The sequence below is a fragment of the Microbacterium sp. genome (genome assembly GCF_032084865.1).
Taxonomy (GTDB): Bacteria; Actinomycetota; Actinomycetes; order Actinomycetales; family Microbacteriaceae; genus Microbacterium.
The window spans coordinates 17156-42356 of sequence record NZ_DAMDLU010000002.1; the positions used below are offsets into that span (position 1 = coordinate 17156).

The window sequence follows — 25201 nt, forward strand, 5'->3', positions numbered from 1 at the left end:
CGGCATCCGCCCCGGATAGAATCGAGGGGATATGGCTACCGTGCATCCCCTCACCACCACTGCGACCGGACCCGACGTCCGTGTGCGCTTCTGCCCCTCGCCGACCGGCCTGCCGCACGTCGGCATGGTGCGCACGGCCCTCTACAACTGGGCGTACGCGCGCCACAACGGCGGCAAGCTGATCTTCCGCATCGAAGACACCGATGCCGCGCGCGACAGCGAGGAGAGCTTCCGCCAGCTCGTCGACGCGCTCACCTGGATGAAGATCGACTGGGACGAGGGCGTCGAGGTCGGCGGTCCGCACGCACCGTACCGCCAGTCCGAACGGCACGACATCTACCGCGGCGTCATCGAGAAGCTGCTGGCGACCGGGGCGCTGTACGAGAGCTACTCGACGGCCGAGGAGATCGACGCGCGCAACGAGGCCAACGGCCGCGCCAAGCAGCTCGGCTACGACAACTTCGACCGCGACCTCACCGACGAGCAGAAGGCCGCCTTCCGCGCCGAGGGTCGTCAGCCCGCGCTGCGCCTGCGCGTGCCCGATGAGGATCTCACCTACGTCGACCTCATCCGCGGCGAGGTGACCTTCCCAGCAGGCTCGTTCCCCGACTTCGTGGTCGTGCGCCCGAACGGCGTGCCGCTGTACACCTTCGTGAACCCGGTCGATGACGCGCTGATGGGCATCACCCACGTGCTGCGCGGCGAGGACCTCATGCCGTCGACCGCTCGTCAGCTCGCGCTGTACGACGCGCTGATCCAGGCCGGCGTCACCACCTTCGTGCCGCGCTTCGCGCACATGCCGCTCGTGCTCGGCGAGACCGGCAACAAGAAGCTCTCCAAGCGCGACCCGCAGGCCGACCTGTTCCTGCACCGCGAACGCGGCTTCATCCACGAGGGGCTTCTGAACTACCTGGCGCTTCTCGGCTGGTCGATCGCAGCCGACCGCGACGTGTTCTCGCTCGACGAGTTCATCGCCGCGTTCGACATCGTCGACGTCAACCCGAACCCCGCCCGCTTCGACCAGAAGAAGGCCGAGTCGATCAACGGCGACCACATCCGCATGCTCGACGAGAAGGACTTCGCCGAGCGGATGCTGCCCTACCTCGCCGCCGCCGACGTGTTCGGCGGTGAGCCGACGCACGAGCAGATCGTGCTCGCATTCCGTGCGGCTCCGCTCGTGCAGGAGCGCATGCAGCTGCTCGGCGAGTCGGCCGGCATGCTCGGCTTCCTCTTCACCGACGACGTGTCGTACGAGGCCGACGCGCTCAAGGGCCTGCCGGCGAACGCGGCCGAGGTGCTCGCTGCGTGCGCTGCGGCACTCGAGCCGGTCGAGGAGTTCACCCCGGATGCCATCCAGGCGGCGCTCTCGGCGAAGCTGGTCGATGAGCTCGGGCTCAAGCCCCGCGTCGCGTACGGCCCGCCGCGCGTCGCCCTCACCGGTCGCCGCGTCTCGCCGCCGCTGTTCGAGTCGATGGAGCTGCTGGGCAAGGACGAGTCGCTGCGGCGGCTGCGCATGCTCGCTGACTTCCTGGCGTGAGCCGGCAGGCGCCGGATGCTGTGATGCCGGCCGCCGAGACGGATGTCGTCCTCGGCGACCTCGGGGTGCTGCTGCTCGAATGCGGCACGTCGGTGACCGACGTGCGGGGATCTCTCGAGCAGGTGAGCAGGAGAGCGGCGCCCGAGACGACCCTCGAATTCGCGATCCTGCCGGAGATGGTGATGGTCAGCCGTCCCGGCGCGGCGTCGGCGACCACGACGGTGATCGGCAAGGGTGAGGCGCTGACCTTCCGTCAGTCGGCTCGCGCCAGCAGACTGGTGCGGGATCTCGAGATGGGCGCGGTGCCGCTGGCATCCGCACCGACGCGCATGGCGGCGATCCGCGCCACCCCGCGCCGGATGCCCGGTCTGCAGAGCGTGATCGGCTGCGGTCTGCTGTCTGTGTCGCTCGCGGTGCTGTTCCGCTGCCCGTGGTGGGCGACGGTGCTCGCCCTCGTCGTCGGTCTGCTGGTCGGCGCCCTGACGATGCTGATGATGAGGGTGCGTGCGGCAGCCGCGGTCGCGCCCTTCGTGTCGTCGTTCGTGTCGACCCTGCTCGTCGGGGTCGTCGCGAACGCCCTCGACCTCGGCCCGGTCCCGCTGTTCGCGGTCTGCGCGCCGGTGGCCATCCTCGTGCCTGGCGCTCTGATCACCAACGCCCTGCTCGAGCTGACCTCGACCGACATCGTGACCGGCGCATCGCGTCTGATGTACGGGCTCGTCATGCTGGCGTTCATGGCGGCCGGCCTGTACGCAGGGGCCGCGCTGACGGGACTCCGCGTCGACTCGGCGTCTGCTGCGCTGGTCGGCGAGGCTGTGCAGCTGTCGAACGAGAGTGCAGGGTGGGACGCCCTGCCGCCGCTGTGGAGTGCGTGGCTCGCCGTCATCGTGCTGGCCATCGGCATCGGGCTGGCGTTCGGGTCGGGCTTCCGGCTGACCCTCGTGTGCATCGCGGCGATGAGCGGCACCTACGCCGTGCTCGCGATGTTCAGCCCGATGGTGGGTAGCGTCGTCGCGATAGGGATCGCCGCCGCCGTGCTCTTCGTCGCCGCTCGGGTGCTCGAGCGCGTGATGCTCGCGGTACCCGCCACCGTCTCCTTCCAGCCGGCGTTCCTGCTGCTCGTGCCCGGCACCGTCGGTCTGGTGTCGCTGGCGAGCTTCGACGCGCAGGCGCTGGCATCGGCGCCGATGATGTTCCTCAGCCTGTGCATCGGCACGAAGGTCGGCGCCCTGCTGGCGGACCTCGCACGCATCACGCGGTCGACGGTCTTCCTGCGGTGGACGAAGCCGGCCCGGATGGGGGAGCTGTGACGGGGTCGGGGGCGCCACGCCCGGGCATCCCGCGCCGATTCGCCATCTGCATCCCGCTCGGGTAAGCTTGACTCTCGGTGCGAGGCTCCGGTTTCGCCCTTGGGGTATGGTGTAATTGGCAACACGGCTGATTCTGGTTCAGTTGTTCTTGGTTCGAGTCCAGGTACCCCAGCAGAGAAGAACCCCCGCTCAGGCGGGGGTTTTCTGTTTCTCCGCCGCGCGAGACTCAGCTCACCGAGACCAGCGACCGCTGCCATCCGGTCGATCCGTCCGGCGCGATCGGCGCGCTCTCCTCGACCTGCATCTGGCCGTTCTTGTTGATCGCGCGCACGGTGACGTAGTGGGTTCCGGGGGTGGCATCCCACTCCAGCATCCACTGCACCCAGGTGTCGGTGTTGATCGGAGCGGACAGCGTCGCTCGCTGCCACTCACCGTCGTCGATGCTCACCTCGACGGCTTCGATGCCCACCGTCTGCGCCCAGGCCACACCGGCGATCGGGATGCGTCCGGCCTGGACGCTCTTGCCGATCTTCGGAGTGTCGATGCGCGACGAGAACTTGATGGGGGCCTGGGCGCTGTAGCCGCGAGGCGTCCAGTACGCCTGGTCCTTCTCGAACGTGGTGACCTTGAGCTCGGTGACCCATTTCGTCGCCGACACGTACCCGTACAGTCCCGGCACCACCATGCGGACGGGGAATCCGTGTTCAAGGGGGAGCGGCTGTCCGTTCATGCCGACGGCGAGGATCGCATCGCGGCCGTCATCGGTGAGTGCCGACAGCGGCGTGCTGGCGGTGTAGCCGTCGACGCTGCGCGACAGCACCATGTCGGCATCGGTGTGCGGGCCGGCCAGCCGCAGCACGTCTCGGAGCGGCACACCCAGCCACATCGCGTTGCCGACCAGGTCGCCGCCCACGACGTTGGAGACACAGGTCAGGGTGATCGCGTACTCATCCAGTCCCATCTCCACCAGCTCGTCGAACGAGAGCTCGACCCGCTTGTCGACCATGCCGTCGATCACGAGCCGCCAGCTCGCGGGGTCCACCGTAGGCACGGTGAGGGCGGTGTCGACCCGGTAGAAATCGGCGTTGGGCGTGAACAGCGGCGAGATCCCTGGGACGTCGAGCTCGGCTCCGTCGGGGATCGTCACGGATGTCCGCGCCGGCGGCAGACGCAGCCCCTTGCGGATCGCCGCCACGGACGAGGTCGTCGCGCTCACGACGCGGGAGGTGATCCCCACGACCAGTGCGGAGGCGCCGGCGATGCCGGCGAGCGCGAAGAACCGCCGGCGGTCGACGACCACGGGGCGCCGCGCGGCATCTGCGGTGTCCCCACGCCGCGCAGCATCTGCGTCGGATCCATCCGCGCCGGATCCTTCCGCGCCGGCCGACCCGGCCGCCGAGCGCTGCCAGGCGCGAAGCCGCCTGCAGAGCAGGATCACGGCCGCGATGCCCGCGCCTGCCCCGATCACCGGCGGGAGGAAGGCCAGGGGTGCGACCCCCGCGCGCGTCGTCGTCGCCGCCGCCGACAGCGCTCCGGCGACGCCGAGCGCGATCACGCCGATCGGAGGGCGCACGAACTGCAGGATGCCGGCCGCAGCCGACGCGATCACCACCGCGAGACCCAGCCCGATCAGCAGCGCGACCTTGTCGAACTCCCCGAACGTCGAGATCGCGAACTCCTTGAAGGGCTGCGGGACGACGTCGACCACGAACGAGCCCACGGCGAGGAGCGGGCTCGCGTCGCGAGCCACCAGCAGCGCAGCCAACTCGGCGGCGGCGAGGAACACCAGCCCGCTGATCACACCCGCGACGGCGGCGAAGACGATGAACGCACCGCGTCGATTCTGTTCCGACATAGCTCCCCGATCCTCGGCTCGACCGTCAAGGTCGCTTGCTGAGTGGTTCGGAGGCAGGGCCGGATCGGATCGGATCGGATGCGCCGCAGACCTCATCGGGCACGGTGCTGTTCGGATACACTCCGAACAGGCTGCACGATCATCGCGGTCGCGCCGTACGAGATGGATGTCGAAGCCATCGTCGGGCCGAGGCCCTCCCACCCGCGATGGTCCGTGTGCGCAGTGCCGGCCACCGCCCTTCTCGAAGGAGTGACGCGCGATGTCCGACATCGGGCTCTTCTACGTCGGCGCCGTGCTGATCATCAACGGCATCATGCTGCTCGGCGGGATGACCGCGCGGGCTGCGGCCCCCCTGAACCTGTTCGTCGGCGCCATGCAGGTCTTCACCCCCACCTTCATGGTCATGAACGCGGCCGGCGATCCTGGCACGGTCCTGGCGGCCAGCGGCCTGTACCTCTTCGGATTCACCTACCTCTGGGTGGGCATCAACGCTCTGGCGGATCTGCCCGCCACAGGGCTCGGCTGGTTCTCGCTGTTCGTCGCTGTCGCCGCGGTCGGATTCGCCGAGCGGACCTGGGCCGCCGGTGGTCGCGTCTTCGCCGTGATCTGGGTGCTCTGGGCACTGCTCTGGGCGCTGTTCTTCCTGCTGCTCGCGCTCGGCAGAGACGATCTGGCCCGCTTCACCGGTGCCGTCGCGCTCGGAGAGGGCATCGCGACGGCCGCCGTTCCGGCATGGCTGTCGCTGACGGGAACGTTCGTGGACTCCGGCATCTCCGCACTCGTCCTCGCGGTGGCTGCGGCGCTCGTGCTGATCGCGCTCTACCTGCGACTGGGCAGGTCGCCGCGGAGCGCTCCGGCGCACGTGAGCGCCACCTCCTAGCATCCGTCCTCTCGGGTCGCCAGGCCCTTCGGCTACCCGCACCGCCGTCGCACACTGGTCGTCCGACGCGAGAGGAGAACGGTATGAGCACCCGCCTGAACAAGAAGGCACTCGAGCATGCCCGCAGTCTGCTGCGCACGGGCGACGTCGTGCGCGACGAGCGTGACGACTGGAGCGAGCACGCACCGAGCACCGACGTCGAGAACGCGTTCATCGACAAGCACGGCATGGACGAATTCGCGCTGTGGCACCTCGGCGAGGACACCAGCGCGACCGAGGGCACGAAGGGCCGGTACAGCTTTCCGTATGGCGACTTCCGCCGGCTGCACCGGTGCGCGGTGATCTCGGCCGAGAGCAGAGCCGGCCAGTACGATCACACGTCGATCGAGAAGGCTCTCAAAGACCTGCTCAGCGATATCGATGACGATTGAGCCTCACCCGGCGCACAGGCTGCCGCCTGCCGCAGCAGACGACACCACAGAGGAGAATCCAGATGGACTCACCGACACCGGCCCCAGAACACACCGACCCGCTGCTGACGGCCGACGCCTATCTGCTCGACGTCGACGGCACCCTCGTCGACTCGAACTACCTGCACGTCATCGCGTGGCAGCGCGCGCTGCGCGACGCAGACACCGACGCTCCGGCGGCATCGATCCACGCCGCCATCGGTCTCGACTCCGACAAGCTGCTGGATCGCATCGTCCCCGACGCCGACGATGACGTGCGCGAGCACATCCTCTCCGGTCATTCCGCGCACTACGGCGACCTGTCCGACGAGATCCGGCTGCTGCCGGGTGCGCGGGAGCTGCTGCGAGTCCTGCATGAGCGTGGCACCCGCGTGGTGCTCGCGACGTCGGCCCCGCAGGAGGAGGTCGACCGGCAGCTCGCGGCGCTCGACGCCGATCAGTGGATCGACGCGATCACGACGGCGGAGGACGTGCAGACCGCCAAGCCTGATCCGGATGTCTTCTCCGTGGCCGTCGAGCGCGCCGGCGTGGCGGCTGAGCGGTGCGTGGCGATCGGCGATGCCCGGTGGGACATGATCGCCGCCGCGAGGGCCGGCGTCGTGTCTGTCGGTGTCGAGACCGGCGGCACGGATCGCGGTGTCCTCTTCGACGCCGGTGCCGCCTCGGTGCATCAGGGCGTGCAGGAGATCGTCGAGCTGCTGGCGTGATGCCGCCGGGTCGCACTCACGTGCGGCGCCGCCGCAGCTCGTCAGTCCCGGAATCGCGTGACCCGTCTGAGGCGCTGGCGGGCGGTTCGTCGAGACGGTCGACGGGCGGTTCATCCGCAGCCTGGTACCGAGCCTGATCGACGATCGGGCCGCGCTCCGGCGTCGCGTCGCCGTGCGAGAGGGGAGTGGCGGCTGTCTGCTCGTCAGCGAGGACGTACCTGTGTATGCGGATCCGCTTGCGTGGAGGGCGCTGGTCGTTCACGACGACGGGGTGGGTCGTCAGAGCGTCGTCCTGGCTCGCGTCCCGCTCGTCGGCACGCCGACGCTCGTCGTCGTCGTGGCCGCCAGCACTCTCGTGGACGGGGCTTTCACCGTTGTAGTAGTCGTGGATGCGGTCGATGTCGTCGTCGGTCATGACGCCGTCAGCGTCGATGCGAGGGGCGTGCTTGACCGTGTCCTCGTCGTACCGAACATGAATCACCTCGCCGTCGAAGTCGGCGTCGCGCAGCGGCACGAACGACTCCGACGCGCCGAACCAGCCGGTGGTCACCCCGGCGAACAACGGCTGACCGCCGTCCGGGTCGACGTAGACGTGCTTCACCGTGCCTATCTTCGAGCCGTCCGCATCGACGACATCGGCGTCGAACAGGCTGTTGATCTTGTATGAATCGATCATGAGGTGCCTTCCTGTCAGGCGGCGGCTGGAACGGTCGTGCCCCAGCCCGCCGGCGGCTTACCGTCCGAGTCCTGCGCGGTCCACCCGGCGGTGGTAGCGCATGCCGCCGATGCCGCCGAGAATCGCGCCGCCCAGGCTGACCAGAGCCACGACGATGGCGGTGATGATGCCGGTGGTCGTCAGATCGCCTTCGTCGATCGGGATCCGCGGGAAGCTGTTCAGCTGACCGAGGACGTTGAACTGCGAGCCCGCCACGGCGGCGATGATCGCCACCACGACCGCGATGACGATCGCCCAGATCCACACCGCCAGTCCTTGCTTGGCTCCTGAGAAGCGCGCCATCCGACCGGCGACGTAGCCGCCGCAGTAGTAGGCGACGAACAGCGCGACGGCCAGTGCGATCGCGCCGACGATGGTCACCGTCTGGGCGTTCGCCCCGATCTCCTTCGCGGCCCCGTCGACGCCGCCTTCCACGACCCCGAGGCCGAGACCTGCGCCGACCGCGCTCAGAAGCGCCGTCAGCAGAAGCGCCGTTCCTGTCGCCGTGAGCCAGCCGAAGAAAGCTGAACCCCACTTGAAGCCGCCGAAGCGGGCTTGCTCGCGACCCAGCACCTCTTCGCGCTGCGTCAGTCCGCGCTCTGCGGAGACGGCTGCGGGCTCACGGTCACGAGGATCCTGATCTGATGTGCTCATCTCGACTCCTGACATCGGGCGGGCGGAGGGATCGCGCCCACGTGATCTGTTCAGAATGGGCCCTGCAGCCCGCGAGAAGGAGGGGGTTGACCTCGCGACGTGAGAGGTGCCGTCCATCGCGGCTGTGTCGTCGGGCACGGGCGGCTCCGCAAGGTGGACGGCTACGCTGACGTCATCCCGCATGCCGTCGCAACAGCCCGAGGAGCCGCGATGACCAATCTCGAGAAGGATCCGCCGCTGAGCGTTCTCGGTCCTGGTGAGCCGTGCACGTCGGTCGAGGTGCTCGCGCCGCGTGAGGTGCCGCTCGGCGGCATCCGGGCGATGACGGTCTACCGCACCCTGCCGCAGAGACGCCGATCGCTGGTCGGGGCGTGGTGCTTTCTCGATCATTACGGCCCCGACGATGTCACCGAGACGGGCGGCATGGAGGTGCCGCGGCATCCGCACACCGGCCTCGCGACGGTGTCGTGGCTGTTCACCGGCCGTATCGACCATCTCGATTCGAACGGCGTCGCCGCGGCGGTGCTGCCCGGCGAGCTGAATCTGATGATCGCGGGACAGGGGATCACCCACCAGGAGATCAGCACGCCAGAGACGACGGTGCTGCACGGGGTGCAGCTCTGGTACGCCCTGCCGGATGCCACGAGGTTCACCGAGCACGGGTTCGCGCACTACGTGCCCGAGGCCGTCGAATCCGACGGGGTGAGCGCACGGGTGTTCATCGGATCGCTGCTCGGGTCGACCTCTCCGGTCGACACCTGCACGCCCGACATGCTCGGCGCCGAGCTGACCTTCGAGCCGGGCGCTCGGGTGACGCTGCCGGTGCGCCGTGACTTCGAGCACGCCGCCCTCGCCGAGACCGGATCGATCGTCGTGAACGGCGCTGCGGTAGAGCACCGCGAGCTCGGCTACGTGCCCACCGGCGCCGACACCATGATGATCGACGCGGGAGCGGAGGGCGCGCGCGTCATCTTGCTCGGCGGTGTGCCGCTCGGTGAGCAGATCGTGATGTGGTGGAACTTCATCGGGCGCAGTCACGACGAGATCGAGCAGTTCCGCCGCCGCTACCAGGCAGAGCTGGGCTTCGCGCCGGTCGACCCTCGCGACGAGGGCAAGCCGGCGCTGTTCGGCCCGTTCCGCGAGGGCCAGCTCGCTCCGTTGCCCGCGCCGCCGCTGCCGACCGTGCGGCTGCGCCCGCGCGACTGAGTCAGCCCTGCCGGGCGCGGATCGCCGCGTTGTGCTCCCGGCGACGCTCGACGACGTGCGATCGATATTCCGGATGCTTGGGCAGCCACGCCGCGACGTACTCGCAGACCGGCACGATGCTCTTCCCCGCGGCGATGACGTCGTCGACCACGGCGCGCACCAGCGTCGACGCCAGCCCCTGCCCGCTGTACTCCTCCGACACCTCAGTGTGGTGCAGCACCCGATCGCCGCCCACATCGACGTACGACTCCTCGCCGATCTCCCTCGCCTGGGAGCCGTCGTCGCCGCGGTCGATCAGCACATACCGGGACTCGGCGGGCACATCCCGGATCTCGAAGCGCTCGTCGGTCATGACAGCACCGTGCCGTCATCGCCGCGAGGACGCACCGGGTGCTCGCTGAGGATGGAGATGCGGTTGAACATGTTGATGGTCAGGGCGACCCATTCGGCGGCGGCGAACGCCTCGTCTCCGAGAACGGCACGTGCGCCCGACAGATCCGCCTTCGCCTCCTCCGTGAGAGGCATGCGCGTTGCGGCTTCCGTGACCGCCAGCACGGCCGCCTCGCGCTCGGAGTACAGCGACGTCTCCCGCCAGGCGGGAAGCATGTCGATCTTCTGCTGGGAGATGCCCGCGCCGCGGGCCTCGCGTGTGTGCAGATCGAGACAGAACGCGCACGCGTTGATCTGCGAGGCGCGCACCTTGATGAACTCGCTCTCCTGCAGCGAGAGCCCGCTGCGCTCGGCCTCGCTCGCCACGGCGCGGGAGTACTCTCCGGCGGCCTTCCAGACGTCAGGTGCGGACTTGTCGAGATAGGGACGCATTTCTCTCCTCGGATGCGGTGACCGGCCGGGAAGCGGCTCTGAGCACCAACCTAGACTGTGCGCGCGGCATTCCCGGCGGATCGGCTCCGGCGACCGGCCCTCCTGCCGGACAGCGGATGCAGAATGGAAGACCGGGGACAGGCGACTCCTGTCCCGACACACGAGGAGACGCACATGACCAGCGGAGCGGACGACACCGGAGAGATCACCCGCCGCGACGGGGCCGAGACGGCCGTGCTCGCCGGCGGATGCTTCTGGGGCATGGAGGACCTCGTGCGCCGACAGCTGGGCGTGCTCGCGACGCGCGTCGGTTACACCGGCGGCGAGAACGACCACCCGACCTACCGCAACCACCCTGGCCACGCCGAGGCGCTCGAGATCGTCTACGACCCCGCAGAGACGACATACCGCGACATCCTCGCCTTCTTCTTCCAGATCCACGACCCGTCGACCCTGAACCGCCAGGGCAACGACATCGGCAGCAGCTACCGCTCGGCGATCTTCCCGCTCGACGCCGAGCAGGAGCGCGTCGCGCGCGAGACCATCGCCGACGTCGACGCCTCGGGACTGTGGCCCGCCCCCGCGGTCACCACCATCGAGCCCGCCGGTCCGTTCTGGGAGGCCGAGCCCGAGCATCAGGACTACCTGGTGCGCTACCCGAACGGTTACACGTGCCACTTCCCGCGGGCCGGGTGGGTGCTGCCGCGTCGCGAGGCTGAGACGACCGGCTGAGCCTGAGAGCGCGGGGCGCCTACCGGTGCGGCGCGGCGCCTGTCAAGGCGGGTGCGGTGGTGGACGCCGGATCGTACGGTCCTCGTCATGGACACCCCTGACACGCCTCCTCGTCTGCGCCGAGCGATCAGCGGGCCAATGCTGTTCGCGTTCATCCTCGGCGACGTGCTCGGCGCCGGGATCTACGCCCTCATGGGCGTGCTGTCCGAAAGTGCGGGCGGCATGCTGTGGGCGCCGCTGATCGTCGCACTGCTGCTGGCGTTGCTCACGGCGGGCTCATACGCCGAGCTGGTGACCAAGTACCCGCGCGCCGGGGGAGCAGCCGTGTTCGCCGAGCGCGCGTTCCGCAGCCCACTGCTGTCGTTCCTGGTCGGGTTCAGCATGCTCGCCGCGGGTGTGGTCAGCGCGGCCGGTCTCGCCATCGCGTTCTCGGGCGACTACCTGGCCACCTTCATCGACGTCCCGGTGATCCCGGCGGCGATGGTGTTCCTCGTTCTGGTCGCGCTGCTCAACGCCAGGGGCATCCGGGAATCGATGGGCACGAACCTCGTGATGACGGCCATCGAGCTCTCCGGCCTCGTGATCGTCATCGTCGTCGTCGCGATGTACGTCGGCGGAGGCGGGGGAGACCTCGGCCGGGCGACCCAGCTGCCCGACGGCGTCGGCATGGCGGGCGCCGTACTGGGGGGCGCGATCGTCGCCTACTACTCCTTCGTCGGCTTCGAGACCTCGGCGAACGTGATCGAAGAGGTCAAGCAGCCCAGCCGAGTGTATCCGCGGGCGCTGTTCGGAGCTCTGGTCACCGCCGGCATCGTCTACGTGCTCGTCGGCATCGCCAGCGCCGCCGCGCTGCCGACCGACGATCTGCAGGAATCGACCGGACCGCTCCTCGCGGTCGTCGAGGCCACCGGGCTGAGCGTGCCGTCGTGGCTGTTCAGCCTCATCGCGCTGATCGCGGTGGCCAACGGCGCACTGCTCACCATGATCATGGCCAGCCGACTCGCGTTCGGGATGGCCGAACAGGGTCTGCTGCCCTCGCCTCTCGGTCGCGTGCTGCCCCGCCGGCGCACGCCATGGGTGGCGATCGCGTCGACCACGGTGGTGGCGATGCTGCTGACCCTCGTCGGCGACCTCGCCACCCTCGCCGAGACCGTCGTGCTGCTGCTTCTGCTGGTGTTCATCAGCGCCAACGTGTCGGTGCTGGTGCTGCGGCGCGACAAGGTGCCGCACGAGCACTTCCGGGTGTGGACGTTCGTGCCCGTGCTCGGCGTGATCTCCTGCGGCGTGCTGCTCAGTCAGCAGAAGCCGCTCGTCTGGCTCTTCGCAGCGATCCTGCTGGCCGTCGGCGTCGTCCTCTGGCTCAGCACCCGTCGCTTCGCGGGGCAGCCCATCGCCGACGCCGCCGACGACGTGCCGGTCGAGCGCTGACGCTCACCGACGGGGGACGACGCCCGCGCCCTCGCGCAGCTCGAACACCAGCTGCGTCTCCGTCGCCCTGACGATGTCGTGCACGGTGATGCGCTCGAGCACGATGTCGCGCAGTGCGGTCGCGTCGGCGACCGCCACGTGCACGAGGAAGTCATCGGCTCCGGCGATGTGGAACACCTGGAGCACCCCTCTGGTCGCGGCGAGCGCGTCGAACAGCGCCTCGACACCGTCCCTGCTGTGATTGCCCAGTCGCACGCGGATCATCGCCTGCACCGGAGCGCCGACGCGGGCCGGGTCGATCTCGAGACGAGGGCCGGTGATCACGCCGCGGCTGCGCAGCGTGCGCAGTCGGAAGGCGCAGGTGGATGCCGGGATGCCCAGCGCCAGCGCGAGATCCTTGATCGGCGCCTGCGGGTCGTCGATCAGTGCTCCGAGGATGCGCAGATCGAGTTCGTCCACGAGGCCCTGCTGTGCTGCTGCCAACGGGCCCTCCCGAGATCGACGTCGCTTTGCTCATGGAACAACATACGCGCGCTTCACGACTGCGTGCGACAATTCGGCTGGACTCCGATGAGCGAGCAGAGCAGGATCGAAGGCATGCCCGACATGCCGCTGCATCCCGACACCGTTGCCGTCCACGCCGGACGCGCCGATTTCGGCGCCCTCGGCGTCCACGCCGCCCCGATCGATCTGTCGTCGACGAACCCGCTGCCCGACATTCTGCATGGCGGTGACTCGTACGAGTCGATGGCCACCGGCGGCCACCCGCTGCCCGACGGCGGCAACGTGTACGCCCGGCTGTGGAACCCCACGGTCGCACGCTTCGAGGAGGCGCTCTCCGAGCTCGAGCACTCCGAGGCGTCCGTCGCCTTCGGCTCCGGGATGGCGGCGATGACCGCGGCGATCCTCGCGCACACCACGGCCGTCGGCAAGCGGCACATCGTGGCCGTGCGACCGCTGTACGGCGGCACCGATCACCTGCTCGACTCCGGACTGCTCGGCGCCGAGGTGACCTTCTGCCATGAACACGAGGTGGCGGCGAGCATCCGGCCGGAAACCGGCATGGTCGTGCTCGAGACTCCGGCGAACCCGACGCTCGACCTCGTCGACATCGCCGCCGTCGTGGCGCAGTCCGACGGCATCCCGGTGCTCGTCGACAACACGTTCGCGACGCCGCTGCTGCAGAACCCACTCGACCTCGGCGCAGCCATGTCGATGCACAGCGCGACGAAGTACATCGGGGGCCACGGCGACGTCATCGCCGGCGTCATCTCGTGCAGCGAGAGCACAGCCGAAGCGCTGCGACGGGTGCGAGCCATCACGGGTGCTCTGCTGCACCCGCTGGGCGCCTATCTGCTGCACCGCGGCCTCGCCACGCTGCCGATGCGCATCCAGGCGCAGCAGAGCTCGGCCCGCGCGCTGGCGCACTCCCTCCGGGACAACCCTGCTGTCAGCGAGGTGCTGTACCCCGAGTTCGATGACGAGCGCGGCCTCATCGGCCGGCAGATGCGCGGCGGGGGAGCGATGATCTCCATCCGGCTCTCCGGCGGATATGCCGCCGCCGAGGCGCTCACCGGAGCGGTCCGGCTGTTCACGCACGCCGTCTCGCTCGGCGGAGTCGACTCGCTGATCCAGCATCCCGCCGCTCTCACCCACCGCCCGGTCGCACCGGAGGCGCGCCCGGGAGCCGACGTGGTGCGACTGTCGATCGGGCTCGAGAACGTCGACGATCTGCTCGCCGACCTCGAGCAGGCGCTGGCCAAGGCGCGGGTGCAGGCCACTGCATGAGCTGCCGGGACGTGACACGATGGATGGATGAGCTCTGCCAATCTGTCTCGCGATGAGACCGCCCGCCGTGCAGCGTCGATCACGCTGCACGAGGTGCGCGTCGAACTCGACCTCGCCGGTGCACCCGAACGCGCCCGCACCGGATTCCCGACCGCGACGACGCTGACGTTCGATGCGACCGAGGCGGAGACCTGGCTGGACTTCATCGGCGAGTCCGTCGACCGTGTCACGGTCGACGGCGACGAGCGGGAGGTGCGCTGGGACGGCGCCCGCATCCTGCTCGACGGTCTCGGCGGCTCGCATGTCGTGCGCGTCGAGGGCGTCGCGGCGTACAGCCGCTCGGGCGAGGGCATGCACCGCTTCCACGACCCGGTCGACGGCGAGACGTATCTGTACACGCAGTACGAGCCGGCCGACTCCCGTCGGGTCATGGCGTGCTTCGAGCAGCCGGATCTGAAAGCCGCGTACACGTTCCGGGTGGTCGCTCCCGCAGGCTGGCATGTGCTGTCGAACCAGTCGCCCGCGCACGTGACACCGGGCATCGGCGTGCAGACGGTGGAGTTCGCGCCCACCCTGCCCATCTCGAGCTTCATCACCTCCGTCGCCGCCGGCCCCTACGCCCGGATCGACGGCGAGTGGTCGCGCGACGACCAGCGGATCGGCCTCGGTGTGCTGTGCCGGGCGTCGCTTGCCGAGCACCTGGAGGCCGACGAGATCCTCGAGGTCACCCGGCAGGGCCTGGACTTCTTCTCGGACGCCTTCGCGTACCCGTACCCGTGGGGCAAGTACGACCAGATCTTCGTGCCGGAGTACAACCTGGGAGCGATGGAGAACCCGGGACTTGTGACCTTCACCGAGGCGTACATCACCAGGGGAGCCGCGACCGACGCGCAGCGTGGCGCGCGCGCCAACACGATCCTGCACGAGATGGCCCACATGTGGTTCGGCGATCTCGTCACCATGCGCTGGTGGGACGACCTGTGGCTCAAGGAGTCGTTCGCCGACTACATGGGCACGCACGCGTCGGCCGCCGCCACGCGCTTCACGGATGCGTGGGCGCGTTTCGCGAACAGCCGCAAGACGTGGGCGTACCGGCAGGACCAGCTGCCGACCACCCACCCGATCGTCGCCGACATCCCCGATCTCGAAGCCGCGAAGCTGAACTTCGACGGCATCACCTACGCCAAGGGCGCGTCGGTGCTCAAACAGCTCGTCGCGTTCGTCGGCGAGGATGCGTTCTTCGAGGGCGCCCGGCGCTACTTCGCGGCGCACGCGTTCGGAAACACCACGCTCGACGACCTGCTCGACGAGCTCGAGGCGGCATCCGGCCAGCCGCTGCGCGACTGGTCGCGCTCGTGGCTCGAGACCAGCGGGGTCTCGGCTCTCTGGCTCGAGACGGATGCCGACGGCAGGCGCGTCATCGTGCAGGACAGCGGCGACGTCGCCCCCCGCCCGCACCGGCTGCGCGTCGGACTGTACGACCGCATCGACGATGCACTCGCGCTGCGCGAGCGCATCGAGCTGACCGTCGAGCAGCAGCGCACCGAGGTCGAGATCCCGGATGCCGACCTCATCCTGCTCAACGACGACGACCTCACCTACGCCAAGGTGCGACTCGACGAGCGCTCGCTCGGCACCGTCGCCGCCTCGCTGTCGACCCTGTCGGACGAGCTGGCACGGGGCCTCATCTGGTCGTCGCTCTGGAACGCGACGCGTGACGGCGAGCTCGCGGCGACCCGCTACCTCGACATCGTGCGCACGCATGCACCGGCCGAGCCGAACGTCGCACTGCTGAGCGCGACACTGGCGAACGCCGCCTTCGCGATCGAGCACTACGTCGTCGACGACGAGCGTGCAGAGCGGCGCCGCTCCTGGGTCGACTCGACCTGGTCGGCCCTGCAGGACGCCGATTCCGGCAGCGACGCTCAGCTGTCGTGGGCCCGCGCCTTCGCCGCGGCCTCGTCGTTCGATGACTCCCGCGCCGCCGACGTGCGGGCCATCCTCGACGGTGACGCCCCGCAGGGGCTCCCGATCGACGCCGACCTGCGCTGGCTGCTGCTGACCGCTCTGGCCGCGACCGGGCATGCCGACGCCGAGACGATCGCCGCCGAGCGGGCCACCGACGACACGGCGGCCGGTCGCACCGCTGAGATCCGCGCTCTGGCATCACGCCCCGTCGCGGCGACGCGCGCCGCGGCGTGGGACTCCGCCTGGAGCGATCTCAGCCTGAGCAACGACCACCTCGACGCGACCATCTCCGGCTTCCGCGCCGGTGGACGCCGCGATCTCATCGCTGATTTCGACGCGGAGTACTTCACCCGGATCCGGGATGCCTGGGCCGAGCGCAGCATCGAGCTCGCGCAGCGTCTCGTGCTCGGTCTGTTCCCCGCGACAGAGAACCCGGATGCCGTGGATGCCTGGCTCGATCAGAACGCCGACGCGCCGGGCGCGCTGCGACGTCTGGTGATCGAGTCGCGCGACGATCTCGCACGCGATCTGCGGGTGCGGGCGGCCCAGCCCGGGCTCTGAGTCAGACGTCCAGACTCTGGGCGGGATCGAGCTCGAAGAACGTCCCGCCACCCTGCTCCGTCGCCCACTGCAGGCGCTGACGGTGCATGGTGCGCCCGACGGTCGACAGGGTCATGTCGTGGGTGCCGAAGCAGCGGCGAGGCGCGACGGCGAGAACGAAGTCCATCGCCTCTCCGATCTTCAGCCACGGCGCGCCGAGGGGAGCGGCGAGCGTGTCCACCTCGACGCCCTCGGGGGCAGCGTACGAGTCTCCGGGGTAGTACAGCTCATCGTTCACGAGCACGCCGAGATTCTCGATCTGCGGGATGCTCTCGTGGATCACCGCATGCACGCCGCCGAAGAATCGCAGGCTGAACACGCCTGCCGTCACCTCGTCGCCCGGCGCCACGACGGTGATGTCGTGGTCGGACGCGGCGGCGGCCACGCCCGGTGTGCTGAAGACGGGGATACCGGGAGCAGCGCGACGAACCCGGTCGAGGTGCGCCGCGGTCCAGTGATCGGGATGCTCGTGCGTGATCACGACGGCCACCACGCCGCCGAGGTCGTCGAGCGGAGTGGTGAACGACCCCGGATCGATCAGGAGGGTCTCGCCGCCCTCGTCGACTCGCAGTGCCGCGTGCTCGTACTTCGTGATGCGCATGACGGAAGTCAACTCCTCCGGGTGCGACTCCGGCAAGCCCGCGACGCGACACGCCCGTGACGCCGCAGCCGGCGCCGTCGATTTGGAATGCTCGCATCCGCCGTGACAGACTTGCACGGTTGCCACATCGGCCCTCCGGGCCGGACGGCCCCATCGTATAGCGGCCTAGTACGCCGCCCTCTCACGGCGGTAACGCGGGTTCGAATCCCGCTGGGGTCACAGCGACACAGAAGGCCCTCCGAGCGATCGGAGGGCCTTCTGCATGTCCGCGGATCGCGTCGGACGCGACCTCCGTGCGAGGCGCAGGGCTGATTTTGTGACCCAGGATCAGTCATGGCATACTTGAACGGTTGCAGTGACGGCCCCATCGTATAGCGGCCTAGTACGCCGCCCTCTCACGGCGGTAACGCGGGTTCGAATCCCGCTGGGGTCACTGACACGATGAAGGCCCTCCGGAACCCGGAGGGCCTTCATCGCATCCGGCAGCGCTCAGCCCTCGCGCCAGGCGTCGTCGGTGAGGTGCGAGCCTGCCTGCGGGCCCATCTGCAGCATCCCGCCGTCCACGCTCCACTGCGCACCCGTCACGTAACTCGCCTCTGCAGAGGCGAGGAAGGCGATCACCGTCGCGACCTCCTCGGCCTTGCCCGGTCGACCGAGCGGAACCCCGGGCCGGTGCGTGCGATCGGCGTCGGCGGACGTGCGCCCGCTCGCGGCCGTCGCGATCTCGCCGGGCGCGACGGCGTTGGCGGTGATGCCGTGCGCACCGAGCTCCTGCGCCATGGTCTTGATGAGTCCCGACAGCCCGTGCTTCGCCGCGATGTAGGCGGCCAGGCCGACACGCGGCTGGTGCGCGTGCACGCTGGTCACGGCGATGATCCGGCCTCCCGTGCCGGCGGCGACCATGCGACGTGCCGCCGTCTGCATCCCGGCGAACGCCCCGTCGAGGTTCAGCGCCACCGTCTCGCGCCACTCGCGCAGCGGCACGTCGAGAAACCGGCGCGACACGCTCGCCCCCGCGTTGTTCACGAACACGTCGAGCCCGCCGAGCGCGTCGGCGAGACCGTCGAGCACCCCCGCCACGTTGTCGAGGTCGGTCGCGTCGAAGCGCACGACGACGGCGTTGCGGCCTCGTTCGCGCACTCCGGCCGCGGTCCGCTCGGCTCCTTCTTCGTCGCTGTGCCAGGTGATGCCGACGTCCATGCCGGCATCAGCGAGCGCGAGGGCGGTGGCGGCTCCGATCCCGGAGTCGGATGCCGTGACGATCGCGTACCGAGGGAGGAAGGTGGTGGCTGTCATGGCCGCACGGTACCGGATGGGTGCACGGGCGTGGAAGAGCCTTGTGCGCCGTGCCGGCGCCGACTCAGTCCGTCGCCTGCGGACGCCGCCGGCGACGGATCAGCCACACGACGAGCAGCACGATCGCGGCGATTCCGAGCCAGGGGAGGAGGAATCCGATGACGACCACGAGACCGTTCATGCTCGCGATCAGCCCGTTCCACCCGGCAAGCAGGCCGTCGCCGAACCCCGCGGGGTCCGCCTCGGTCGCGGTCGTCTTCTCAGTCAGCTGAATCGAGAGGGTCGACAGAGTGACCTGCTCGTCAAGGGTCTTCAGCTGCTGCTCGTAGCTCTCCAGCTGCGCCTGGCGCTCGCTCAGTGCCGATTCCGCGGCGATCAGGTCGGCCACCGACCCGGACTTGCTCATGAGGTCTGTGAGACGCTCGACCGAGGTGCGGGCCGAGGCGATCCGGGCCCGCAGATCGACGGCTGTGGAGGTGACGTCGTCGCGCGAGATCGATGAGCTCACGACATCGGCATCGTCGCCTGCGGCAGCCATCACCGCGTTCAGATCGGCGGCGGGAACGCGGATGCTGATCCAGCCGGAGCCCGGCTCGCGCGGCTCTTCGGGAACGATGTCGCCCGCGCTCGGGTCGAGCCCGAGCGACGCGGACTCGACGAAGCCGCCGTGCTCGGCTGCCAGAGCCGTGATGTCGTCGGCAGCCTTCTCGGCATCGCGCACCCGCAGCGTCATCTCGGCGGTCACCACGATCTCCCGGGTGTCGTCGAGAGTCGCGAAGGGCGTGTCCGCACCCTTGCTGCCATCGTCGTCCCGGGGAGCCACCGCCCCGCCGGAGGAGGCCCAGCCGTCCACGGTGCCGTCAGCGGAGTCCGCCTCGGCATCCTGGTGCGCGCCGCCCGCATCGCGGGCCGGCGACACGGCCGCCGAGTCGCCGGCTCCGCTCGGCATCGCCGATCCGAGTCCGTTCAGCAGCGGCGGCGCGATGAGCGCGCCGGTGGCGAACGCCGCAGCCACCCCGAGCCCAGTGACCCACCGGCGTCGTCGACGATGTCCGTCAGCTGCGGGGATCGCGCTCGCACGCGGTTCGTGCGCGATCCGATCGACGATCGTGCGCTCCATCTCCGCGATGCGCTCGTCGCTCAGCGGAGGCAGTCCGCTCTTCTCGCTCATGCGTCTCTCACTTCCTTCACCGCGCCGCGAAGTCGCGAGCGCACTCGGGAGAGACGGTTGCGAACGGCGGCGTGGCTCACTCCCAGCTGCGCCGCGGCCGCCTCGTAGGCGTACCCCTCCACCGCGCACAACCGGAAGATCTCCCGATCGGTGTCGTCGAGCCGCGCCACCTCCGCCGCGATCCGCTCGGCGAGCGACGACGCGATGACCTGATCCTCGACGCTGACCGTGCCGGGAAGCGCGTCGTCGACGGCATCCGCGGTGTTCGCGCTGTCGCGGCGCAGCCGCCGCAGGCGATTCGCCGACTGGAAGCGGCAGATCGTCGCGAGCCATGGCAGCAGGGAGTCTCCGAGCAGCTCGAAGCCCGGCAGCTTCCGCCAGGCGACCACGAACGTCTCCTGCACCATGTCCTCGGCGTCGGAGGGCGAGCCCAGGATCCCGTGGGCGATCCAGTAGACCGGGCGCACGTAGGCGCGATAGATCGCCCGGAACGCATCCTGATCACCGGATGCGGCTCGAGCGGCCCACTCGCGGTCCTGCGTGCTGTTCGGCATCCTCTTCCGTTCGCTGTCGTCTGAGTGTCTCTCATATGCAGGTGTCCTGACACAGGCGACCGTCTCAGAATCCGCTACGATCGACTCAGCGAGGGGGAGTATCCCGACATCGCGCGGATCGTCATCACGAGCACCATCAAAGCTGCTCCGGCCGCGCGGCGCATGTCACACATGCGGGGGAGAGACTTTCGGTACTCACCGCACCCTCCGAAAGGCATTCAGTCCTTGATTCCCGTCTGGTTCGAAGTCACGTCCCTCATCGTGCTCACCGTGATCCTCATCGCGGACCTCCTGCTCATCCTCAAGCGACCGCACATCCCGTCCACCAGGGAATCCAGCCTCTGGGTGGCGTTCTACGTCGCACTCGCGCTGATCTTCGCCGGGACGCTGTTCTTCTTCGGCGACACGAAGTCGTCGCTCGACTTCCTCACCGGATGGGCGATGGAGTACAGCCTCTCCATCGACAACCTGTTCGTCTTCGTGCTGATCATGACGCAGTTCTCGGTGCCACGTCGCTATCAGCAGGAAGCGCTGATGGTCGGCATCATCATCGCGCTGATCCTGCGTGCGATCTTCATCCTCATCGTCGGCGCGGCCGTTGAGCACCTCAGCCCGATCTTCTACGTCTTCGGCGCGTTCCTCGTCTTCACCGCTGTGCGTCAGGCGATGCCCGACAAGGAGCAGGACGACGCGAAGACCGAGAACTTCATCGTCCGCCAGATCCGCCGCGTGATCCCGATCAGCGACGAGTACGACGGCCCGAAGCTGCGCACCGTCGTGGCCGGTCGCAAGATCTTCACGCCGATGCTCATCGTCTTCGTGTCGCTCGGCGTCACCGACCTCATGTTCGCGGTCGATTCCATCCCCGCCATCTTCGGGGTGACGACCAACCCCTTCATCGTCTTCACCGCCAATCTGTTCGCTCTGATGGGTCTGCGCCAGCTCTACTTCCTGCTCGGCGACCTGCTCGACCGGCTGCGCTACCTGCACTACGGCGTCGCGTTCATCCTCGGCTTCATCGGCGTGAAGCTGATCCTGCACGCGATGCACGAGAACGAGCTGCCGTTCATCAACGGCGGGCAGCCGATCGAGTGGGCGCCCGACATCAACAACTGGGTATCGCTCGGCGTCATCTTCGCCTCGATGGCCGTCGCCACGATCGCCAGCCTGGTCGCCTCGCGTCGGGAGAAGCGGGCCGTCGTCGAGCGCTGAGCCGATTTCGCAGTGTGAAACACAGCGCGGAACCACCCGTCGTCGCCATGTAAACTGACCGGCATGCGGCGGGTGGTTCTTCTTCTTAGCAGCCGCGACGGGACCTCGATCTAAGGCCTTCCTCGTCGCGGAGTCCATCATGGGCCGACTCTTCGAGCCATCTAAGGAACACACCGCATGACCAGCAGCACAGCGCCGCGCACCCTCGCCGAGAAGGTCTGGGACGACCACATCGTCGTCAAGGGCGAGAACGGCGAACCCGATCTTCTCTACATCGACCTCCACCTCGTGCACGAGGTCACCAGCCCGCAGGCGTTCGACGGGCTCCGGGCCGAAGGGCGTCCGCTTCGCCGGCTCGACCTGACGATCGCGACCGAAGACCACAACACCCCGACCCTCGCGATCGACAAGCCGATCGCCGACCTCACCAGCCGCACGCAGATCGAGACGCTGCGCCGCAACGCCGCCGAGTTCGGCGTGCGCCTGCACTCCCTGGGGGACGCGGAGCAGGGGATCGTCCACGTCGTCGGCCCGCAGCTCGGCCTCACCATGCCCGGGATCACCGTGGTCTGCGGCGACTCGCACACGTCCACGCACGGCGCGTTCGGCGCGATGGCGTTCGGCATCGGCACCAGCGAGGTCGAGCACGTCATGGCGACCCAGACGCTGCCGCTGAAGCCCTTCAAGACCATGGCCATCAACGTCGAGGGCACCTTGCGCCCCGGCGTCACCGCGAAGGACGTCATCCTCGCCGTCATCGCGAAGATCGGCACCGGCGGCGGGCAGGGCTACGTGCTCGAGTACCGTGGCAGCGCGATCCGCGACCTCTCGATGGAGGGCCGCATGACGATCTGCAACATGTCGATCGAGGCAGGTGCACGCGCCGGCATGGTCGCCCCCGACGAGACCACGTTCGCCTACGTCAAGGACAAGCCGCACGCGCCGCAGGGCGAGGACTGGGACGATGCGGTCGCGTACTGGCGCACCCTGCCGACCGACGAGGGCGCTATCTTCGACGCCGAGGTGTTCATCGACGCCGACGAACTCGAGCCGTTCGTCACCTGGGGCACCAACCCCGGCCAGGGCAGCTCGCTGTCGTCATCCGTTCCGGACCCGGCCGCGATCGTCGACGCCAACGAGCGCGCCGCCGCCGAGCGCGCGCTCGAGTACATGGCCCTGACCCCCGGCACCCCGTTGAAGGAAGTCAAGGTCGACGCGGTGTTCATGGGCTCGTGCACGAACAGCCGCATCGAGGATCTGCGCGCCTTCGCGTCGATCATCGACGGGAAGAAGAAGGCCGACGGCGTGCGCGTCATGGTCGTCCCCGGATCGGCCCGCGTGCGTCTCGAGGCGGAAGCAGAGGGAATCGACAAGATCGTCGAGGCGTTCGGCGCCGAATGGCGCTTCGCCGGATGCTCGATGTGCCTCGGCATGAACCCCGATCAGCTCGCCCCCGGCGAGCGCTGCGCGTCGACGTCGAACCGTAACTTCGAGGGCCGTCAGGGCAAGGGCGGTCGCACCCACCTGGTCTCGCCGCTCGTCGCCGCCGCGACCGCGATCCGAGGCACGCTGTCGAGCCCTGCAGACCTGGAAGCGAGCATCTGATGGAGAAGTTCACCACCCACACCGGCATCGCCGCTCCGCTGAAGCGCTCGAACGTCGACACCGACCAGATCATCCCCGCGGTGTTCCTGAAGCGCGTGACCAAGACCGGCTTCGAGGACGCCCTGTTCCACGGCTGGCGTCAGGATCCCGAGTTCGTGCTGAACCAGGCGCCCTACCAGGGCGCATCCGTGCTGGTCGCCGGGCCCGACTTCGGCACCGGATCCAGCCGTGAGCACGCCGTCTGGGCGCTGCGCGACTTCGGCTTCCGGGTCGTGCTCTCACCGCGATTCGCCGACATCTTCCGCGGCAACTCGGGCAAGCAGGGTCTGCTCGCCGCGACCGTCGAGGAGGCGGAGATCGAGCGGATCTGGCAGCTGATCGACGAGCAGCCGGGGCGCTCGATCACGGTCGACCTCGAGTCCCGCACCGTGACCGTGCCCGATTCGGCACCGGGGTCCGAGGCTGTCTTCCAGGCCCCCATCGGGATCGACGATTACACTAGATGGCGGCTCCTCGAAGGGCTCGATGACATCGGGCTCACGCTGCGCAACGAAGACAAGATCGCGCAGTTCGAGGCCCGTCGCGAGTCGTGGCGGCCACGCACGCTTCCGGTCCGATAGGGCGGAACACCGTGGGCCCAAGGGCCACAAGCCCTGCGGCATCCGCCGTGACAGACGCAGACATCCTGGCGAACGCCGTGACGTCCCGAAGAAGATGAGGCCCGAATGACGACATCGCCGCGAGTTGCTGTAGACGACCGGGTTCCGGCTCCCGCCGGATCCGTCCTCGCGATCCGCGGCGGCAGGCCGCTGCGCGGACGCGTCGACGTCAAGGGTGCCAAGAACCTCGCCACGAAGGCGATGGTCGCGACCCTGCTCGGCGAGACGGCGAGCACGCTGCGCGACGTCCCCGACCTCAGCGACGTCGCCGTGGTGCGCTCGCTGCTCGAGGTGCACGGCGTGACCGTCACCGAGGGCGACGAGCCCGGCTCGCTGATCCTCGACCCGAGCGACGTCGAATCGGCCCACTACGAGGAGATCGACGCGCACGCGGGTGCGTCGCGCATCCCGATCCTGTTCTGCGGGCCTCTTCTGCACCGTCTCGGTCAGGCATTCATCCCCGACCTCGGCGGATGCCGGATCGGCGACCGCCCGATCGACTTCCACCTCGACGCGCTGCGCAAGTTCGGCGCGGTCGTCGAGAAGCAGCCCAACGGCATCCGCCTCTCCGCCCCCAACGGTCTCAAGGGCGCGAACATCCACCTGCCCTACCCGAGCGTCGGCGCCACCGAGCAGGTGCTGCTCACCGCCGTGCGCGCGCAGGGCGTGACCGAGCTGCGCAACGCCGCCATCGAGCCCGAGATCATGGATCTCATCGCCGTGCTGCAGAAGATGGGCGCGATCATCTCGTACGAGCCCAACCGCGTCATCCTCATCGAGGGCGTCGACACGCTGCGAGGCTACGACCACCGCGCCATCTTCGATCGCAACGAGGCCGCGTCGTGGGCGAGCGCCGCGCTGGCCACCGACGGCGAGATCTTCGTCGCCGGGGCCAAGCAGCAGGAGATGCTCACCTTCCTCAACGTCTTCCGCAAGGCGGGCGGCTGGTTCGACGTGCAGGAGGACGGCATCCTCTTCCGTCGCGGCGGCGAGCTCAAGCCCGTCATCGTCGAGACCGACGTGCACCCGGGATTCATGACCGACTGGCAGCAGCCGCTGATCGTGGCGCTGACCCAGGCGCCGGGCCGCTCGATCGTGCACGAGACGGTCTACGAGAACCGGTTCGGCTTCACGCAGGCCCTGGTGAAGATGGGCGCCGACATCGAGGTGCACCCGCACGGGCTGCAGAACGGGCCGCGTCGCGTGCCGCGTCGAGAGCTCGAGCAGGCGGCGGTCATCACCGGACCCACGCCGCTGCACGCGGCCGACATCGTGGTTCCCGACCTGCGCGGCGGCTACAGCCATGTGATCGCCGCCCTCACCGCCGACGGTGAGTCGCAGGTCTCCGGTGTGGACATCCTCAGCCGCGGCTACGAGAAGTTCCTCGACAAGCTCCGCGCCCTCGGCGCGGACTTCGACGTCGTCCGGTGA

Annotated in this window: 24 protein-coding genes and 3 tRNA genes; 17 read left to right on the plus strand and 10 right to left on the minus strand. The window is 69.0% G+C overall.

What is annotated here, in order from left to right; translation table 11 throughout:
• Positions 1-31: 31 nt before the first annotated feature.
• The 3 genes from gltX to RT309_RS00465 all read left to right on the plus strand — a co-directional run bounded on the left by gltX (position 32) and on the right by RT309_RS00465 (position 3019).
• On the plus strand, positions 32-1537 hold the full coding sequence (gene gltX / locus RT309_RS00455) for a glutamate--tRNA ligase (protein WP_313354314.1): 1506 nt from the start codon (positions 32-34) through the stop codon (positions 1535-1537).
• Positions 1534-2847, plus strand: a complete 1314-nt coding sequence (locus tag RT309_RS00460; RefSeq protein ID WP_313354316.1) for a threonine/serine exporter family protein — start codon at positions 1534-1536, stop codon at positions 2845-2847. Before gltX ends, RT309_RS00460 begins: the two co-directional genes overlap by 4 nt.
• Positions 2848-2947: 100 nt before the next feature.
• A tRNA-Gln gene (locus RT309_RS00465) sits at positions 2948-3019 on the plus strand.
• A gap of 54 nt (positions 3020-3073) precedes the next feature.
• Here the strand turns inward: RT309_RS00465 and RT309_RS00470 are convergent.
• The gene (locus RT309_RS00470) at positions 3074-4702 is read right to left on the minus strand and encodes a molybdopterin-dependent oxidoreductase (RefSeq protein WP_313354318.1); all 1629 of its coding nucleotides are present in this window, start codon (positions 4700-4702) and stop codon (positions 3074-3076) included.
• 259 nt (positions 4703-4961) lie between these two features.
• On the opposite strand from RT309_RS00470, the gene RT309_RS00475 reads away from it, so the two are divergent.
• From RT309_RS00475 to RT309_RS00485, 3 genes are all read left to right on the plus strand, one after another.
• Complete coding sequence (locus RT309_RS00475) at positions 4962-5582, plus strand: AmiS/UreI family transporter (RefSeq protein ID WP_313354320.1); 621 nt, start codon at positions 4962-4964, stop codon at positions 5580-5582.
• Between the two features lie 83 nt (positions 5583-5665).
• On the plus strand, positions 5666-6013 hold the full coding sequence (locus RT309_RS00480; protein ID WP_313354322.1) for a hypothetical protein: 348 nt from the start codon (positions 5666-5668) through the stop codon (positions 6011-6013).
• A 62-nt stretch (positions 6014-6075) separates the two neighbouring features.
• Entirely contained in the window at positions 6076-6759 is a 684-nt protein-coding gene (locus RT309_RS00485; protein ID WP_313354324.1) for an HAD family hydrolase, read from the plus strand.
• A 16-nt stretch (positions 6760-6775) separates the two neighbouring features.
• Here the strand turns inward: RT309_RS00485 and RT309_RS00490 are convergent, their stop codons facing one another.
• Together RT309_RS00490 and RT309_RS00495 are read right to left on the minus strand one after the other, a co-directional pair.
• Entirely contained in the window at positions 6776-7435 is a 660-nt protein-coding gene (locus RT309_RS00490; RefSeq protein WP_313354325.1) for a PRC-barrel domain-containing protein, read from the minus strand.
• A gap of 57 nt (positions 7436-7492) precedes the next feature.
• Complete coding sequence (locus RT309_RS00495) at positions 7493-8143, minus strand: hypothetical protein (RefSeq protein WP_396654388.1); 651 nt, start codon at positions 8141-8143, stop codon at positions 7493-7495.
• A 195-nt stretch (positions 8144-8338) separates the two neighbouring features.
• Here RT309_RS00495 and RT309_RS00500 point away from each other — a divergent pair, with 195 nt between their 5' ends.
• On the plus strand, positions 8339-9334 hold the full coding sequence (locus tag RT309_RS00500; protein WP_313354328.1) for a pirin family protein: 996 nt from the start codon (positions 8339-8341) through the stop codon (positions 9332-9334).
• A gap of 1 nt (position 9335) precedes the next feature.
• On the opposite strand, the gene RT309_RS00505 is transcribed toward RT309_RS00500, so the two are convergent.
• Together RT309_RS00505 and RT309_RS00510 are read right to left on the minus strand one after the other, a co-directional pair.
• Positions 9336-9686: a GNAT family N-acetyltransferase gene (locus RT309_RS00505; RefSeq protein WP_313354329.1), complete on the minus strand. Its 351-nt coding sequence runs from the start codon at positions 9684-9686 to the stop codon at positions 9336-9338.
• Positions 9683-10156 carry a carboxymuconolactone decarboxylase family protein gene (locus tag RT309_RS00510; RefSeq protein WP_313354331.1) on the minus strand — a complete coding sequence of 158 codons (474 nt, stop codon included), beginning with the start codon at positions 10154-10156 and terminating at the stop codon, positions 9683-9685. The genes RT309_RS00505 and RT309_RS00510 overlap by 4 nt, the downstream gene beginning before the upstream one ends.
• A gap of 174 nt (positions 10157-10330) precedes the next feature.
• On the opposite strand from RT309_RS00510, the gene msrA reads away from it, so the two are divergent.
• Both msrA and RT309_RS00520 read left to right on the plus strand, forming a co-directional pair.
• A complete protein-coding gene (msrA, locus tag RT309_RS00515; RefSeq protein ID WP_313354333.1) occupies positions 10331-10888 on the plus strand; it encodes a peptide-methionine (S)-S-oxide reductase MsrA in 558 nt (185 codons plus the stop codon).
• An 87-nt stretch (positions 10889-10975) separates the two neighbouring features.
• Positions 10976-12316 (plus strand): APC family permease, encoded by a 1341-nt coding sequence (locus RT309_RS00520; protein WP_313354335.1) that lies wholly within the window; start codon positions 10976-10978, stop codon positions 12314-12316.
• 3 nt (positions 12317-12319) lie between these two features.
• Here the strand turns inward: RT309_RS00520 and RT309_RS00525 are convergent, their stop codons facing one another.
• The gene (locus tag RT309_RS00525) at positions 12320-12775 is read right to left on the minus strand and encodes an Lrp/AsnC family transcriptional regulator (protein WP_313354337.1); all 456 of its coding nucleotides are present in this window, start codon (positions 12773-12775) and stop codon (positions 12320-12322) included.
• A gap of 138 nt (positions 12776-12913) precedes the next feature.
• Between RT309_RS00525 and RT309_RS00530 the strand changes: the two genes are divergently transcribed.
• Both RT309_RS00530 and pepN read left to right on the plus strand, forming a co-directional pair.
• On the plus strand, positions 12914-14104 hold the full coding sequence (locus RT309_RS00530) for a PLP-dependent aspartate aminotransferase family protein (RefSeq protein ID WP_313354339.1): 1191 nt from the start codon (positions 12914-12916) through the stop codon (positions 14102-14104).
• A 27-nt stretch (positions 14105-14131) separates the two neighbouring features.
• Positions 14132-16633 (plus strand): aminopeptidase N, encoded by a 2502-nt coding sequence (pepN, locus tag RT309_RS00535; RefSeq protein ID WP_313354341.1) that lies wholly within the window; start codon positions 14132-14134, stop codon positions 16631-16633.
• A 1-nt stretch (position 16634) separates the two neighbouring features.
• Here pepN and RT309_RS00540 read toward each other — a convergent pair whose 3' ends face one another.
• Complete coding sequence (locus RT309_RS00540; RefSeq protein WP_313354342.1) at positions 16635-17273, minus strand: MBL fold metallo-hydrolase; 639 nt, start codon at positions 17271-17273, stop codon at positions 16635-16637.
• Positions 17274-17419: 146 nt separating this feature from the next.
• On the opposite strand from RT309_RS00540, the gene RT309_RS00545 reads away from it, so the two are divergent.
• Positions 17420-17492, plus strand: a tRNA-Glu gene (locus RT309_RS00545).
• 141 nt (positions 17493-17633) lie between these two features.
• Positions 17634-17706 (plus strand) — tRNA-Glu (locus tag RT309_RS00550).
• A gap of 56 nt (positions 17707-17762) precedes the next feature.
• On the opposite strand, the gene RT309_RS00555 is transcribed toward RT309_RS00550, so the two are convergent.
• The 3 genes from RT309_RS00555 to RT309_RS00565 all read right to left on the minus strand — a co-directional run bounded on the left by RT309_RS00555 (position 17763) and on the right by RT309_RS00565 (position 20294).
• Positions 17763-18569, minus strand: a complete 807-nt coding sequence (locus RT309_RS00555) for an SDR family oxidoreductase (RefSeq protein WP_313354344.1) — start codon at positions 18567-18569, stop codon at positions 17763-17765.
• A gap of 64 nt (positions 18570-18633) precedes the next feature.
• Positions 18634-19740 carry a DUF4349 domain-containing protein gene (locus RT309_RS00560; protein WP_313354346.1) on the minus strand — a complete coding sequence of 369 codons (1107 nt, stop codon included), beginning with the start codon at positions 19738-19740 and terminating at the stop codon, positions 18634-18636.
• Positions 19737-20294: a sigma-70 family RNA polymerase sigma factor gene (locus RT309_RS00565; RefSeq protein WP_313354348.1), complete on the minus strand. Its 558-nt coding sequence runs from the start codon at positions 20292-20294 to the stop codon at positions 19737-19739. The genes RT309_RS00560 and RT309_RS00565 overlap by 4 nt, the downstream gene beginning before the upstream one ends.
• Positions 20295-20465: 171 nt before the next feature.
• Here RT309_RS00565 and RT309_RS00570 point away from each other — a divergent pair, with 171 nt between their 5' ends.
• From RT309_RS00570 to murA, 4 genes are all read left to right on the plus strand, one after another.
• Entirely contained in the window at positions 20466-21506 is a 1041-nt protein-coding gene (locus tag RT309_RS00570; protein WP_313354350.1) for a TerC/Alx family metal homeostasis membrane protein, read from the plus strand.
• A gap of 177 nt (positions 21507-21683) precedes the next feature.
• Entirely contained in the window at positions 21684-23111 is a 1428-nt protein-coding gene (leuC, locus tag RT309_RS00575; RefSeq protein WP_313354352.1) for a 3-isopropylmalate dehydratase large subunit, read from the plus strand.
• Positions 23111-23731: a 3-isopropylmalate dehydratase small subunit gene (gene leuD / locus RT309_RS00580; protein ID WP_313354354.1), complete on the plus strand. Its 621-nt coding sequence runs from the start codon at positions 23111-23113 to the stop codon at positions 23729-23731. Before leuC ends, leuD begins: the two co-directional genes overlap by 1 nt.
• A gap of 105 nt (positions 23732-23836) precedes the next feature.
• Entirely contained in the window at positions 23837-25201 is a 1365-nt protein-coding gene (gene murA / locus RT309_RS00585; RefSeq protein ID WP_313354356.1) for a UDP-N-acetylglucosamine 1-carboxyvinyltransferase, read from the plus strand.